At 39.8% G+C, this 14,663-nt stretch carries 12 protein-coding genes; 10 read left to right on the top strand and 2 right to left on the bottom strand.

Features of this window, described 5'->3' with window-relative positions; translation table 11 throughout:
- Positions 1 to 49 precede the first annotated feature (49 nt).
- The 3 genes from BM086_RS03185 to BM086_RS03175 are packed head-to-tail and all read left to right on the top strand — an operon-like array spanning position 50 to position 3,555.
- Entirely contained in the window at positions 50 to 1,762 is a 1,713-nt protein-coding gene (locus BM086_RS03185) for an ABC transporter permease (protein WP_092323267.1), read from the top strand.
- A gap of 17 nt (positions 1,763 to 1,779) precedes the next feature.
- Positions 1,780 to 2,841, top strand: a complete 1,062-nt coding sequence (locus tag BM086_RS03180) for an ABC transporter ATP-binding protein (RefSeq protein ID WP_092323264.1) — start codon at positions 1,780 to 1,782, stop codon at positions 2,839 to 2,841.
- Between the two features lie 24 nt (positions 2,842 to 2,865).
- Entirely contained in the window at positions 2,866 to 3,555 is a 690-nt protein-coding gene (locus tag BM086_RS03175) for an MgtC/SapB family protein (RefSeq protein ID WP_092323261.1), read from the top strand.
- Between the two features lie 30 nt (positions 3,556 to 3,585).
- Here BM086_RS03175 and BM086_RS03170 read toward each other — a convergent pair whose 3' ends face one another.
- Positions 3,586 to 6,690 (bottom strand): DEAD/DEAH box helicase, encoded by a 3,105-nt coding sequence (locus BM086_RS03170; protein ID WP_092323258.1) that lies wholly within the window; start codon positions 6,688 to 6,690, stop codon positions 3,586 to 3,588.
- 160 nt (positions 6,691 to 6,850) lie between these two features.
- Here BM086_RS03170 and BM086_RS03165 point away from each other — a divergent pair, with 160 nt between their 5' ends.
- The 7 genes from BM086_RS03165 to BM086_RS03135 all read left to right on the top strand — a co-directional run bounded on the left by BM086_RS03165 (position 6,851) and on the right by BM086_RS03135 (position 13,451).
- Complete coding sequence (locus BM086_RS03165; RefSeq protein ID WP_092323254.1) at positions 6,851 to 7,405, top strand: TetR/AcrR family transcriptional regulator; 555 nt, start codon at positions 6,851 to 6,853, stop codon at positions 7,403 to 7,405.
- Between the two features lie 15 nt (positions 7,406 to 7,420).
- Positions 7,421 to 8,356 (top strand): MurR/RpiR family transcriptional regulator, encoded by a 936-nt coding sequence (locus BM086_RS03160; RefSeq protein WP_092323251.1) that lies wholly within the window; start codon positions 7,421 to 7,423, stop codon positions 8,354 to 8,356.
- Positions 8,356 to 9,651 (top strand): NAD(P)/FAD-dependent oxidoreductase, encoded by a 1,296-nt coding sequence (locus tag BM086_RS03155; protein ID WP_092323249.1) that lies wholly within the window; start codon positions 8,356 to 8,358, stop codon positions 9,649 to 9,651. The genes BM086_RS03160 and BM086_RS03155 overlap by 1 nt, the downstream gene beginning before the upstream one ends.
- A 160-nt stretch (positions 9,652 to 9,811) precedes the next feature.
- A complete protein-coding gene (gene cmk, locus BM086_RS03150; protein WP_092323246.1) occupies positions 9,812 to 10,471 on the top strand; it encodes a (d)CMP kinase in 660 nt (219 codons plus the stop codon).
- A 26-nt stretch (positions 10,472 to 10,497) separates the two neighbouring features.
- Positions 10,498 to 11,388: a 4-hydroxy-3-methylbut-2-enyl diphosphate reductase gene (gene ispH, locus BM086_RS03145; protein WP_092323242.1), complete on the top strand. Its 891-nt coding sequence runs from the start codon at positions 10,498 to 10,500 to the stop codon at positions 11,386 to 11,388.
- Complete coding sequence (rpsA, locus tag BM086_RS03140; RefSeq protein WP_092323239.1) at positions 11,369 to 12,502, top strand: 30S ribosomal protein S1; 1,134 nt, start codon at positions 11,369 to 11,371, stop codon at positions 12,500 to 12,502. The genes ispH and rpsA overlap by 20 nt, the downstream gene beginning before the upstream one ends.
- A gap of 163 nt (positions 12,503 to 12,665) precedes the next feature.
- A complete protein-coding gene (locus tag BM086_RS03135; RefSeq protein WP_092323236.1) occupies positions 12,666 to 13,451 on the top strand; it encodes a CheR family methyltransferase in 786 nt (261 codons plus the stop codon).
- Between the two features lie 12 nt (positions 13,452 to 13,463).
- On the opposite strand, the gene BM086_RS03130 is transcribed toward BM086_RS03135, so the two are convergent.
- Positions 13,464 to 14,648 (bottom strand): ribonuclease H-like domain-containing protein, encoded by a 1,185-nt coding sequence (locus BM086_RS03130; protein ID WP_092323233.1) that lies wholly within the window; start codon positions 14,646 to 14,648, stop codon positions 13,464 to 13,466.
- Positions 14,649 to 14,663 lie beyond the last annotated feature (15 nt).

Below are 14,663 nucleotides of genomic sequence, written 5' to 3'. Positions count from 1 at the left end.
TAAGGAGCGGGTGTTCGCATCCGCTCCTTAATAAATGGAGGATTTCATTATGGCAAAAAGTCAGAGTGCCAGCCTGGACAGAAAAAAGCTCTTGGGCGATCCTATAATGGTTACGACAATTGTGCTTTTGATCGTTTTTTTGACGATATTTATTCTTTATCCATTGGCAATACTATTGGTAGATAGTTTTGTTACGGATTCAGGGGTTACACTGGATATATTTAAGAGGGTTATGGCTCTTTCCAATTTCAGAAGAGCAATTACAAATACATTAAAAGTAGGTTTTCTGGTAGGTATTGCATCAGCGCTTATCGGTCTTTTATTTGCCTACGTAGAAGTTTATGTTAAGTTACGCACAAGATTTATGGAGGGACTTTTTAAGGTTGTTTCCATGCTTCCTGTTGTTTCTCCACCTTTCGTTCTTTCACTTTCAATGATCATGCTTTTCGGAAAAGCAGGTATCATCACCAGATTTCTTTTACATATTTATGATAATAGCGTATACGGCTTCTGGGGCATCGCTATCGTACAGACACTGACCTTTTTCCCAGTATGCTATATGATGTTAAAAGGTCTTTTGAAAAATATTGATCCATCCCTTGAGGAAGCAGCGAGAGATATGGGCGCTTCCAGATTCAAGGTTTTCATGACTGTGACATTACCATTGATTCTGCCGGGACTTGGAAATGCTTTCCTTGTTACATTCATTGAATCAATTGCAGACTTTGCAAACCCAATGATCATCGGCGGTTCATATGATACTTTGGCAACAACTATATATCTTCAGATTACAGGAGCTTATGATAAAGAGGGCGCAGCAGCAATGGCTGTAGTTCTTTTGGCAATAACCCTTGTAATGTTCGTTGTGCAGAAATATTATCTCGAGGCAAAAAGTACAGCGACTCTTTCAGGTAAGGCATCAAGAGAGCGTATGCTTATCACCGACAAGAGCGTTACAATCCCGCTTACGATTTTGTGCTCAGCACTGGCAATTTTCGTTATTGTAATGTACATCTGCGTTCCCTTTGGAGCTATGTTTAAGACCTGGGGATACGATTTCCACCTTACCTTCAAGTGGTTTGGACTTGTATTTACCAAGTATAAGGGACTTAAAGCCTTCAAGGACAGCTTTATTTTGTCACTGATATCAGCACCTATTACAGCTCTTTTATCAATGATCATCTCTTACCTTGTTGTAAAAAGAAAATTCAAGGCAAAAGGCTTTATTGAAGCGGTGTCAATGCTTGCTATGGCAGTTCCCGGAACAGTTCTTGGTATCGGATATATAAGAGGCTTCTCTGGCGGCATTTTTGGTTCAGGAATTCTTCAGGGACTTTACGGAACAGGAGCTATCCTCGTTATCGTATTCATAGTTCGAAGCCTTCCTACCGGTACAAGAAGTGGTATTTCAGCTCTCAGACAGATCGATAAGAGCATTGAGGAATCAGCTTATGACATGGGAGCGGACAGCTTTAAGGTGTTCATGACAGTAACACTTCCACTTATCAAGGACAGCTTCCTTTCCGGTTTTGTAACATCATTTGTTCGAAGCATTACTGCGATAAGCGCGATAATTCTTCTTGTTACTCCATCGTACCTTCTTATCACGGTTCAGATAAACGAGTTTGCGGAAAAAGGTTCTTATGGAATAGCCTGTGCATTTGCATCAATTTTGATACTTATCACATACAGTTCTGTTCTTATCATGAACCTTATCATCAAGCGATTTGGAACCAGTAAAAAGATTGAAGTAGAAGAATAAAAAAGGAGATATTTACAATGGCAAAAGAGAAAAAAGGTGTTCGCCTTGAGCACATTTCTAAAATATATAAAGACCCAAAGACAGGAAAAGATTTTTACGCAGTAAAAGATGCTAATCTTGAAATTGAACCGGGTAGTTTTGTTACACTTCTTGGTCCTTCAGGATGCGGAAAGACAACTACACTTAGAATGATCGCAGGCTTTGAAAGCCCGGATGAAGGTGAGATTTATCTTGGCAATGAGCCTATAAATGCCCTTACACCTAATAAACGTGATACAGCAATGGTTTTCCAGAGCTATGCGCTTCTTCCACATTACAATATTTTTGATAATGTTGCTTATGGCCTTAAGCTCCGTAAAATGGACAAAGCAGTAATTAAGGAAAAGGTTACTGATATTTTAAAGCTTGTTGGACTTGAGGGTATGGAAAACAGAATGACAAACCAGCTCTCAGGTGGTCAGCAGCAGAGAGTTGCTCTGGCAAGAGCGCTTGTCATTGAGCCCGGAGTTCTTTTGTTTGATGAGCCTTTGTCAAACCTTGATGCCAAGCTCAGAGTTTCTATGAGAACTGAAATAAGAAGAATTCAGCAGGAAGCCGGAATTACAGCTATTTATGTAACACATGATCAGAGTGAGGCGATGGCAATTTCAGACAAAGTCATCATTATGAAGGGCGGACTTGTTGAGCAGATTTCTACTCCACAGGAAGCCTACTATTATCCAAACAACAAGTTTGTTGCAGACTTTATCGGAGAGGCAAACTTCCTTGAAGGAACAGTTAAGGCACAGGATGTTGTTGAGATTGACGGAGCTGATGTTAAATGCGCGACAGGAACAATGCAGGCAGGTTCAAAGTGCAGCATCGTTTTAAGACCTGAGGGAGCATTCCTTGGAGATACTGGTGCAATCAAGGGACAGGTAAGACACTCATGCTTCATGGGAGCATATCAGGACTACCATGTTCAGGTTGCTGATACCCTTGTGAAGATTCAGGAGTATAATCCTAAAAACAAGAAAATATATAGTGTAGGAGACGAAGTTTATCTTAATTTCGAAGAAAATACACTCTATGCACTGTAATATTTGGACTTTCAAGGAGGATGAATGGAAATACTTGAATTTTTAGAAGGAACTTCGGATGTGGCAGTTGCCATAAGACTTGCAATTGCGATGCTGTTTGGAAGTCTCGTAGGATGGGAGAGAGTTGTAAAAAGACATAGCGCCGGGATAAAGACGTTTGCACTGGTGAGCCTTGGATCAGCGGTTGCTACAGCTCTTAATGTCTATCTTGCAATGCTTCCCGGACTATCTGCGGATGTAAGCCGTATTCCGGCAGGCGTTGTAAGTGGAATTGGCTTTCTTGGCGCAGGAACAATCCTTGTCACAGGAAGACAGCAGATAAAAGGCCTGACCACAGCAGCATCCCTTTGGGTAACATCCTGCATGGGCATGGCAATCGGTGGCGGTTATCTTATAGTTGGAATCGCATGTTTTGTCCTTATCATGCTTGCTAATGTGGTCCTTATAAATCTTAGTAAGGTTGTTGAAGAAAACAGCAAATATATCAGCGTCTATGTGGAAGTCAACAAAAACGGCGGAGCCAAGAAAATATCCAAGTGGATAGCCGAGCAGGGCTACACCGTCAGCAGTATGACCAAGAGCAAAGAAAAAACGCTGCAATCTTCAGATGCAGCGCTTATAATCGATATAGACTTTGATAAAAATCGTTCGCATAAAGAAATGCTTGATATGATCTCAGAGCTTGAATATGTAAGCTATGTTGAAGAAATTTAGTACAACCTCGCCAAAATACATGTACTAAAATCATCCAAGCAGTTCGAGCAGTTCTTCCCTCGTAAGGGATGGATTGCTGAGATTTCCGGAATTAAGGAGCTGGTCCGCCAGTTCCTTTTTCTTATTTTGTAAAAGAATAATTCTCTCCTCAATGGTGTTCTGCATTATCAGTCTGTAAACAGTCACCACATTCTTTTGACCGATGCGGTGAGCTCTGTCTGTAGCCTGATTTTCGACAGCTATATTCCACCAGTGGTCATAGTGGATTACTATATCGGCAGCAGTTAGATTAAGACCTGTTCCGCCGGCTTTAAGCGAGATGCAGAATACAGGTGTGTCATCTTCCTGGAATGCGTCAACCATTTTTATACGGTCTTCTTTTTTGGTGGCGCCTGTGAGCAGGTAATATCTAATGGAAGCGCTCTTTAGGAGCTTGGTCAGTCTCTCAAGCATTGAGGTGAACTGAGAGAAAATAAGAACCTTGTGACCGCTTTCAGAAGCGCTCTTTATCATTTCTATGCAAAGATCAGCCTTTGCACTGCCACCGCTGTAGTTTTCATATATAAGTCCGGGATCACAACAAAGCTGTCTAAGCCTTGTGAGTTCTGATAGTATCATGATTCTGTCCCGACCAAATTCTTCATCGTTTTTGGAATCAACCAAAAGCTTAACTCTCTGAAGGTGCGCTTTATACAATTCTTCCTGTTCTTTTGCCATCGGGGCATAAATATTTTCTTCAAGTTTATCGGGAAGGTCTTTTAGTACATCTTTTTTAAGACGCCTTAAGATAAAGGGCGCTATCATTTTCTTTAAGTGGTCGAGAGCATCTGTATCACCGTCAATTACAGCGGGAGATTCGATTGTGTCTCTGAAATGCTTATATGTGAAAAGATATCCCGGGAGCATGTAGTCAAATATACTCCATAATTCGCTAAGCCTGTTTTCGATAGGAGTTCCGGTGAGCGCAACTTTAAAAGGGGCAGTGATTGATTTTACAGCTTTTGCAATCTGCGTTGTAGGATTCTTGATAAACTGTGCCTCATCGATTATCTGGCAATCAAAGGAAAGCGCTTTATATAACGATATATCTCTTCGCAAAAGGTCATAGGAAGTGATGATAACATCGGTGTCATTGTTTAAATCTTCTTTGATGATATTTTCCCTGTCAGCTTTACTGCCTACTACCAGAAGGCATTTAAGTGACGGAGTAAATCTGTGGATTTCATGTTCCCAGTTATAGACAAGTGAAGCAGGGCAGATGATGATGGAACATTTGCCTTTTTCGTTCTTATGTATAGCCTCTTCCTTTAGACTAAGAAGGAGAGAGAGTACCTGCAGGGTCTTGCCAAGACCCATGTCGTCAGCAAGAATCCCTCCAAAGCCGTTGTGCTTTAAGGTTCTAAGCCACAGGAAACCATCCTTTTGATAGTCTCTAAGAACAGCAGAAAGAGAAGCAGGAACTTCGTAAAGCTTATCTTCGCAAGTGGCAAAAGAGTTTAAAAGGTCGCTGACTTCTTCGCTTTTTGTTATCTTTGATCTATCATTTCCAAAGTGGTTTTTCATAAGATCATTTATGAAAAGAGCTCTGTACTTTGGAAGAGAAACATTTCCGGCGAGGATATCTTTTGAAGTAAGGCCAAGCCCTTCTTTTAGAGCAAAAAGAAAATCCATTTCTTTTGCCTTGAGGTCAATTACTTCGCCGTTTTTTAGCCTGTAATATTTCTTTTTACGCTGATAACGATTTAAAATATCGCTTAATTCAGTCGGAGTGATATCAGTTGGTACGAGCGATAGTTCCAAAAGGTCCGATACAACAGAAAGACCTAAGTTGACAACAGGAGCATTTGATATTCTGACAGATTTTATCGCATCTGAAAGATATACGTCTCCTAAATTTGAAATGACCGGAATATCATTGGATATGAATGAGTAAAGTTTATCGTCATTGATATCATCTGCTTTTATCAGAAGAAGACCTTTTTCGGCATCTATGCTCTCGAAGTATTGGCTGACTGCCTTTGCTATTGTATATTCCTGAGAATAATTACGTTTAATAGACAGCTCGTTATCATTTGCATGCCCCCCGTTATCTGTGTTTGAGGGGCGTCCAAGAGAGTTGTTGAATAAATGTATTGTTGTTTCGTCTGATTCATCTTCATGATAAACAGCCTGAATATCACAAGATATTGTGACGGAATCAGGCATATCAATATATATTTTAAAAGTTGGATGATCTGGCGAGTATTTGGCAGGATAAAAGCCATCACTGCTTACATTAAAGTATTCTTCCAGTATCGGATACAGTCCGGAGGAGAAGATTGGAAGATCCTTATTTGCTACGAATAATTCATTCTCTGTTCTTCTTGCTGATAAGAATTTGAGAAAAGGAATAACTGATTCGCAGTCTTTTCTTGGAATTACGTGGAGCTTGCGCCTTCTTTCAAAATATACATTGGAATATCCTTCGAACATGGTAAAAGAACTTGCTTCAAAGGTTATGCCATTGGCGCTTTTTTCGATATGAAGATCGATAGGCGGAAAAACAGGTGCTATGTCTACAAGACGTTCTTCTTTGTATCTTGCTCTAAAGTCGGAATTAAGGAAATAAACCTTATCAACGGAATTAAAGAATTCATCTATCTCGCGTCCTGAAAGCTCCAGCTGCTTGTTGTGACCTTTGCTATATGTAGTAAGTTCATCGCTAAGCTGTCTTCCTCTGAAATAGTCCATGAGGAAGGAGATGATTCTTTGAGCATTTTCAGTGAAGGCTGAATAATCATGGGTGAATTCCAGATGCTTTCCGTAGCTTACGATCTCGTGCTCTTTGATGGCAATAAGCAGTTCAGCAATGTCACGCAGAACATAATTGTGACCGCTTATACCTGAGCATATATGAAAAGACAATGTTAATTTATCATGATTTAATATAACATGAGGTTCCAGATCGACAAAGGAAGCCTTTTTATATAGGAATGGACTTTCACTTTCAGGAGCATAATCCTTAAGGAGTTTCTTGGTCTCAAAAGAGGTGTAGTGAAAATCTTTCTGAACATCGGAAATAAACCGTCTTCCAGAGGCGGTTATATAGCTGTTCCCTAAATTTAGATTTTGATTGTTTTGTATTTTTTTGTCCATACAAATAATTTTACCATATCTTTGCAATATACGGAAAAAAGAACTTTTTTTGACATTGACACTTAATTCTGCATTTTGTAAAATAATAACGCATGCTTTTAAATGTTTTTTTCTTATGTTTATATATAGATCATGAACAGATCATGATGGGAGGTTAGTGATGTCCAGGAAAGCTACGATTACTCAGAAAGAAATTGTCAATGCGGCGTTTAAGATAACCAAAAAGGAAGGCTTTGAGCAGATTACATCCAGAAAACTGGCTGCGGCAGCAGGGTGTTCTACACAGCCGATCTTTCGTATCTATGAAAACATGGATGGATTAAAGAAAGATGTCTATGATAAGGCGGCAGCTTATTATGAGGATTATTATAACGATTTTAATAAGACTCATGATACGCCGTTTGTGGATCTGGGGCTTGCGTATATCGGTTTTGCCCAGAAATATCCTCACTTATTCAGACTTCTTTTTATATCAGGACAGGAGCCGGGTTCAAGAACTATGTATGATCTTGTGAATGGTTCAAATGAGAACGTAGTTCATGAGATCAATAAGGCAATGGCAAATGGCGCAGGTAACGCGCAGCAGTTGTTTATGCAGATGTGGATATTTATTCACGGCGCAGGCTGCATGGCTGTTACAGGAGATTATGATCTTGATGAGGCGGCTTCTGTTGACATGTTGACAGCAGCGTATAAGGCTTTTAGTATTGTCTAAGGCGGGTAGGGGTAGATGCGGTTTGAAGAAAACGTTGATGTTATCACCAGGATAAATGAATGTTATTCAAGGATGAGTAAGGGGAAAAAATCCATTGCCACATATATCTGCGACCATTATGAGCAAGCGGTGTTCATGACGGCAGCAGAGCTTGGCAAGATAGTCGGTATGAGTGAATCGACGGTGGTACGTTTTGCCATGAGCCTTGGATATGATGGTTACCCTGCTTTTCAGAAAGCATTGTCAGTCTGGGTGAGCGACAAGTTTGGCTCAGTAGAGAAGGTGGGAAGGAAATTCGGTAGAAGCAGCGAAGGAGAGATTCTTTCTGCAATCCTGAAGTCCGACATATCAAATATTGAGCATACCATAAACAGCATTGACGTTGCTGCGTTTAAAACAGCAGTGGATATCATTTTAAAGGCACGCACGGTCTATATTGTGGGGATAAGATCCTGTGAACCTCTGGCTGACTTTTTGCACTTTTATCTGAATATAATCAGAGGCAATAACGTTCTTATCAGAACGACAAGTGTCAGTGAAATGTTTGAACAGATGATAAGAATCGGAGATAGAGATGCGATTGTCGGCATCAGTTTTCCCAGGTATTCAATGCGTACACTTAAATGCATGGAATTTGCCAATGACAGAAACGCAAAAGTAATAACCATTACAGATTCTGTCCACTCACCGATGAATCTTTATTCGTCCTGTAACCTTTTGGCAAAAAGTGAGATGGCGTCTATCGTTGATTCACTGGTCGCTCCGCTTAGCGTGATAAACGCTCTGGTTGTTGCGTTATGTATGAAAAAACCGCAGGAAGTTAAGGCAGACCTCAAGATGCTGGAAGAAGCCTGGAATAATTATCAGGTTTATTTAAATGATGAAATAGATTTTGCGTCGGATGCACCTATGATCGGTTATCCCCTCGCAAATAAAAAGGAAAGTATTTAATGAAGAAAATTGCAGTAATAGGCTGCGGCGCAGCCGGTATGATGGCGGCGCTTGCTGCTGCAGAGAGCAGTAGTAGCGTCACTATTTTTGAAAAGAATTCCAAACCGGGAAAAAAGATTTATATAACAGGCAAGGGAAGATGTAATGTGACAAATGCCTGCAGTGTGGAGGACTTCTTTTCATATGTAAAAAGAAATCCAAGATTTTTGTACAGCGCAATTTATGATTTTGATAATACAGCTGTCATGGATTTTTTTGAAAAAAATGGATGCCATTTGAAGACAGAGAGGGGAGACAGAGTTTTTCCTGTTTCCGACCATTCTTCAGATATTATAAATACGCTCTACAGAGCAGTTACCAAAGCCGGAGTTAACGTGCTTTTTAATACAACGGTTTATTCTGTTGAAAGTATGGGCGGCAAAGTGAGCGCTGTTGTTTATGAAAATGACGGTGAGCCTGTGACAAGAGAAGAGTTTGACAGTGTTATCGTGTGCACAGGAGGCGTTTCCTATCCTTCAACAGGTTCCACGGGCGATGGCTATAAATTTGCAAAAGAATTAGGACACACGGTTGTTACACCGCTTCCTTCACTGGTTCCCTTCGAGACAAAGGAGAGCTGGTGCAAGGATTTGCAAGGGCTTTCACTTAGGAATGTTGGGCTGAAGCTATTCCTGGAAAAAAATGACGATGCCCAGAAAAAGACAGATGAAACAAAGAACAAAAAGAAAAAGTCAAAGCCTGTCTATGAAGGCTTTGGTGAGATGCTGTTTACTCATTTTGGCATTAGCGGGCCACTGGTTCTGACAGCAAGCTGCCATTATGAAAAGAATATGCAGGGAAAGGTTTTTATCGACTTAAAACCTGCGCTTACGGAAGAACAGCTTGATAAACGTGTTTTGCGGGATTTTGAGGAAGGGCTTAACAAATCATTTAAAAATATTTTGGGAGGTCTTTTCCCATCAAAACTCATTCCGGTTATGATAGAATTATCCGGGATTGATCCTGAGAAAAAAGTTAATGAGGTTACAAGGGAAGAGCGAAGCAATTTTGTGAAGCTTATCAAAAATCTTCCTCTTACAATTACAGGAACCAGGAGCTTTAACGAGGCAATTATTACAAGAGGCGGAGTGAGCGTTAAAGAGATCAATCCGTCCACTATGGAATCCAAGCTGGTTGAAGGACTCTATTTTGCCGGTGAAGTAATTGATGTGGATACAGAAACCGGTGGCTTTAATCTTCAGGTTGCGTGGTCAACAGGGCATCTTGCGGGAGTGAGTGCAAGTGCGGCATTTTAAATGAACCGGACCATTTCTATCAATTTGAACATAGGCTTTGTTGTCGTCAATTGTTGTAGCAAATACTCATGATTGATGACAATCTGATATAACGAATAATTATTGATTAAAATATGTATATAAACGAATAATTATACAAATTCTACAAGAGGAGATTTTTATGGGAAACATCGCGATCGACGGACCTGCAGGAGCAGGAAAGAGCACAATAGCCAAAATGGTGGCAAAGGAGCTGGGCTTTATATATGTAGATACAGGCGCAATGTATAGAGCAATGGCACTTTTTATGATAAAGAGCGGAATAAGCACGGACAAGACAGAAGAAATCAGCGCAACCTGCAAAGATGCAGATATTACAATAAAATATGAAAACGGCGAGCAGGTGGTTTATCTGAATGGAGAAAATGTCAACGGTCAGATCAGAACAGAGGAAGTAGGTAATATGGCTTCAGTAAGCAGTGCTAATCCTGATGTCAGAAAAAAACTTGTTGAGCTTCAGCAGAAACTGGCAAAGACTACAGATGTTGTAATGGATGGTAGAGACATCGGAACTGTTGTCTTGCCGGATGCAGCACTCAAGGTATATCTTACAGCAAGTTCAAAGGTGAGAGCGGAAAGACGTTTTAAGGAACTTACTGCAAAGGGCGTGGAATGTGATATTGATGTTATCGAGAAGGATATAATTGATAGAGATTACAGAGACATGCACAGGGAGTTTTCTCCTTTGAAACAGGCTGATGACGCGATTTTAGTTGATTCTTCAGACATGACAATCGATGAGGTTGCAAAAAAAATTATTGAGTTGTACAAAACAGTGTGATTAAATATTAATATAATGGAGTTAAAATGGAAGTATTAGTAGCAGAGCATGCTGGCTTTTGCTTTGGAGTAACCAAGGCTGTGGACACAGTTTATGAGCAGATTGAGTCCGGCAATACGATGAATATTTATACATATGGCCCGATTATTCATAATGAAACTGTTGTTTCCGACCTGGAGAAAAAGGGTGTTAGAGTCATTGAAAATGCTGATGACTTGCAAAAGCTTATAGCTGAAAAAGAAAAAAATTCAGAGGGCGGCGATTTACAGGGAACAATTGTTATCAGATCGCATGGAGTTACAAAAGAAGTTCAAAAACTTATCGAGGAAACCGGACTTGAGATCATAGATGCGACTTGTCCTTTTGTAAAAAGAATTCACAAGGTTGTAGCAGAAGAAAGTTCCATAGGGAAAAGTATCATAGTTGTTGGCAGTGCCAATCACCCCGAAGTTGAAGGAATTGTCAGCTATGTTACAGGTCCTGTGTATGTTATAGACAGTCCGGAAAAAGCCCGTGAATTTAATGAAAGCAGGGAACTGGAATATACAGTTGTCGCTCAGACTACATTTAACAGGAAGAAATTTCAAGAAACCGTTGAAATCTTCAAAAATATTGGTTACAATATTAATATTGTGAATACAATATGCAATGCTACTGATGAACGTCAGACAGAAGCTGAAGATATAGCATCCAAAGCGGATGTTATGATAGTGATTGGTGGCGCACACAGTTCCAATTCCAGGAAACTCTATGAAATCTGCAAGGAAAAGTGTGCAGAAACATATTTTATTCAGACCCTAGAGGACTTGCATTTAAATCTAACCGGAAATGTAAAGCTCGTAGGGATTACCGCAGGGGCGTCGACCCCAAAGAACATTATTGAGGAGGTTCAGAATTATGTCAGAACAAACTTTTGAACAGATGCTTAACGAATCGTTCAAAACAATTCACACAGGGGAGGTTGTTGAGGGAACTGTTATTGACGTTAAGCCTGACGAGATAATCCTCAACATCGGCTATAAGTCCGATGGAGTTCTTACAAAGAACGAATACAGTAACGACAATAGTATTGACCTTACAACCGCCGTAAAGGTTGGAGATAAGATGGACGTCAAGGTTCTTAAGACCAATGATGCAGACGGCCAGGTTATTCTTTCATACAAGAGACTTGCTCTTGACAGAGGAAATAAGAGAATTGAAGAAGCTTTCAATAACAAGGAAGTTCTTACAGCTAAGGTTGTTCAGGTTCTTGAGGGCGGTCTTACAGTAGTTGTTGATGAAGTAAGAATATTCATTCCGGCTAGCCTTGTTTCTGATAGCTATGAGAAAGATCTTTCCAAGTATCAGGATCAGGAAATCCAGTTCGTTGTAACTGAGTACAATCCTAAGAGAAGAAGATATATCGGCAACAGAAAGATGCTTGTTTCAGCTGAGAAGGCAGAAGCAGCTAAGAAGCTCTTTGATACAATCAAAGCAGGCGATGTTGTTGATGGCGTAGTTAAGAATGTAACAGATTTCGGTGCATTCATTGATCTTGGCGGAGCAGATGGTCTTCTTCACATTTCAGAGATGAGCTGGGGACGTGTTGAGAGTCCTAAGAAGGTATTCAAGATTGGTGATACAGTTAAGGTTCTTGTTAAGTCAATTGACGGAAGCAAGATTGCTCTTTCAAGAAAATTCGATGATGAGAATCCTTGGAAGGATGCTACAGAGAAGTATGCTGTAGGCAATATCGTTAAGGGTAAAGTTGCAAGGATGACAGATTTCGGCGCATTCGTGGAACTTGAGCCTGGTATCGATGCACTTCTTCATGTTTCTCAGATTGCTAAAGAGCATGTTGAGAAGCCAGCTGATGTACTTAAGGTAGGTCAGGAAGTTGAAGCTAAGATCGTTGATTTCAACGAAGATGAAAAGAAGATTTCTCTTTCAATCAAGGCTATGTTCGCTCCTGAGAAGGACGAGAACGCAGCTGAGGAAGCTGGAGATGTAGTATCTGTAGATATCGACAAGGTTATCGCAGAGCAGGAATAAGATAAAGATGGGTTAATAGCTGCCATACCGTTTGGTATGACAGCTATTTTTACGTTGAAGTGTTTATAATTATTTAATTTTACATACAATTATCCCTATTTTAAAATATAAGTGAGGCTTGTGGGTTTTTTTACAGAAATATTTTTAGGAGGGATAAGCATTCATGGAATACGATTACGAGTGGTTTAAAAAAGGAATTTATGATCTGACCAAGATAGACCTTAATGCATATAAAGAAAAACAGATGAAGAGAAGAATCGATACTCTTATCGGTAAGTATGAGGTTAAGGGGTACGATGGATTTCTTGCGTTGATTAAAAAGGACAGAGAGGCGCTTGATTCATTTGTTACTTATCTTACAATTAACGTGTCGGAATTCTTTAGAAATAAGGATCAGTGGAATCTTATGGATAAAGAAATGGTTCCGGAACTTATTAGTAAGTTTGGCAAAAACCTTAAGATCTGGAGTGCTGCATGTTCTACCGGTGATGAGCCATATACAATTGTAATGATGCTCTCTAAGCACCTTCCTCTTAATCAGATAAATGTGTATGCAACAGACCTTGATGCAGTAGTTCTTGCAAAAGCAAAGGCTGCTATTTACGACAAGAAAGAAGTTGCAGGCGTTCCTGATGAATTTAAAAAGAAATATTTCACAGAGACAGAAGATGGCAGAATGAAAGTCTCCAGCGAGATTACATCCCGTGTAACTTTCAAGCAGGCGGATCTTTTAAGAGATCCATATCCAAAGGACTGCCACCTTATCGTCTGCAGAAACGTGCTTATTTACTTTACTGAAGAAGCCAAAGATGATATTTTCAGAAAGTATTATGCAAACCTTGCTCCCGGAGGAATTCTTTTCATCGGCAGTACAGAGCAGATCGTAAACTACAAAGATATCGGATTTGTTCGTAAGAACTCGTTCTATTACGAAAAACCTAAGGCATAAAGGAGTTATTCCCTATACTTCAAGAATGTGCGCAATCACATGTGAAGCATAAAGACTCATTGCAAAACGGCTCTTTTTCACGTTTTCGTTGAGATCAAAAAAGAAACATTTATCCTTATAGTCTTCTTTAAAGAAGGGCGTAAATACAAGATCCCATTCTTGTAGATACTGTCCTTCTTTTTTTGTGTAGCAGTTTTCTGCTGTGGCTTTTTCTCTGAAAGCTTTATCTACAAAAGATGCAATGGATTTATGAATTGCCATGTCTTCTTTTGGGAGATAATAATAGTCTTTATAATTGGAATAATAGTATTTCAATTCTTTTTCGAACATTGGCACTCGAAGAGAGGCTTCATCCCCCTCTGCCTTAAAAAAACAACCATCCAGATTCCTGGAAAGAGGAGCGGGTAAGGGAACAGAAAGAGAAAGCTTCATATATACTTCTTTTTTTTGCTCGCCGTTAAAATCTTTATAATAGTTTGCCTGGACTTTTCTGGCTCTTACAGGAAGCAAAATATCAAAATCACTGTCATTTATCGGTTCATCTGTTCTTACTGATGTGTTTGGCATGTTTCTGAATAAGTTGAAAAATGACTGAAACTCCAGCATTTTAAGAAGTGTGAACATACCTTTTACATCTTCGGTGTTGTGCAAAAGAAGGAGGCGCAAAGACTCTGGATCTTTGTCTTCAACATACTTCTGATAGACGGGAATGAGTTTACCACCATCATATTCGTCTTCTCTGTTTATTCCTAAGAACAATTCAATTGTCTTTTGCTTGCAGTCGGAAAGCCCAAGAAGTTTTTTATAGGGAGAAATCTGCTTATAGATATCAAAAGACTGCAAGGCATCAAAAGGAGAATCCATGCCATTTCTGGTGTATTTTTCTGTCATATAGGGTATGTCAAAACGATTGCCGTTGAAGGTGATTATATGTCTGAATTCTTTGCAGAGGTGACTGAAGCTTGCAAGAAGCTCACCTTCATGTTCAGGACTTTCAGCAAAGAACTGTGATACGTGCCAGGTCTGCCCTTGATAATAGGCAGTGCCTATAAGATAAAGATTTGAACTTCTGGCCGAGAGACCTGTGGTTTCTATGTCAAAAAAGAGCATATGCTCTATGTTGCACCCTATCATTTCGGCCAATGAATTTATAATGTGATTTTCTGGCAATTTGAATTCTTCACTTGATTTGATCATAACAATTCGCTTTCG

Source organism: Butyrivibrio sp. YAB3001 (assembly GCF_900112195.1).
GTDB lineage: Bacteria > Bacillota > Clostridia > Lachnospirales > Lachnospiraceae > Butyrivibrio.
This window is presented reverse-complemented; position numbering and strand designations above follow the sequence as displayed.

What these genes read in the sequence shown, in the direction of transcription:
- BM086_RS03175 (WP_092323261.1), top strand. Translation starts at nt 2,866, where the DNA reads ATGGAAATACTTGAATTTTTAGAAGGAACTTCGGATGTGGCAGTTGCC.
- BM086_RS03135 (WP_092323236.1), top strand. Translation starts at nt 12,666, where the DNA reads ATGGAATACGATTACGAGTGGTTTAAAAAAGGAATTTATGATCTGACC.
- BM086_RS03130 (WP_092323233.1), bottom strand. Translation starts at nt 14,648, where the DNA reads ATGATCAAATCAAGTGAAGAATTCAAATTGCCAGAAAATCACATTATA.
- cmk (WP_092323246.1), top strand. Translation starts at nt 9,812, where the DNA reads ATGGGAAACATCGCGATCGACGGACCTGCAGGAGCAGGAAAGAGCACA.
- BM086_RS03170 (WP_092323258.1), bottom strand. Translation starts at nt 6,690, where the DNA reads ATGGACAAAAAAATACAAAACAATCAAAATCTAAATTTAGGGAACAGC.
- rpsA (WP_092323239.1), top strand. Translation starts at nt 11,369, where the DNA reads ATGTCAGAACAAACTTTTGAACAGATGCTTAACGAATCGTTCAAAACA.
- BM086_RS03155 (WP_092323249.1), top strand. Translation starts at nt 8,356, where the DNA reads ATGAAGAAAATTGCAGTAATAGGCTGCGGCGCAGCCGGTATGATGGCG.
- BM086_RS03185 (WP_092323267.1), top strand. Translation starts at nt 50, where the DNA reads ATGGCAAAAAGTCAGAGTGCCAGCCTGGACAGAAAAAAGCTCTTGGGC.
- BM086_RS03160 (WP_092323251.1), top strand. Translation starts at nt 7,421, where the DNA reads ATGCGGTTTGAAGAAAACGTTGATGTTATCACCAGGATAAATGAATGT.
- BM086_RS03165 (WP_092323254.1), top strand. Translation starts at nt 6,851, where the DNA reads ATGTCCAGGAAAGCTACGATTACTCAGAAAGAAATTGTCAATGCGGCG.
- ispH (WP_092323242.1), top strand. Translation starts at nt 10,498, where the DNA reads ATGGAAGTATTAGTAGCAGAGCATGCTGGCTTTTGCTTTGGAGTAACC.
- BM086_RS03180 (WP_092323264.1), top strand. Translation starts at nt 1,780, where the DNA reads ATGGCAAAAGAGAAAAAAGGTGTTCGCCTTGAGCACATTTCTAAAATA.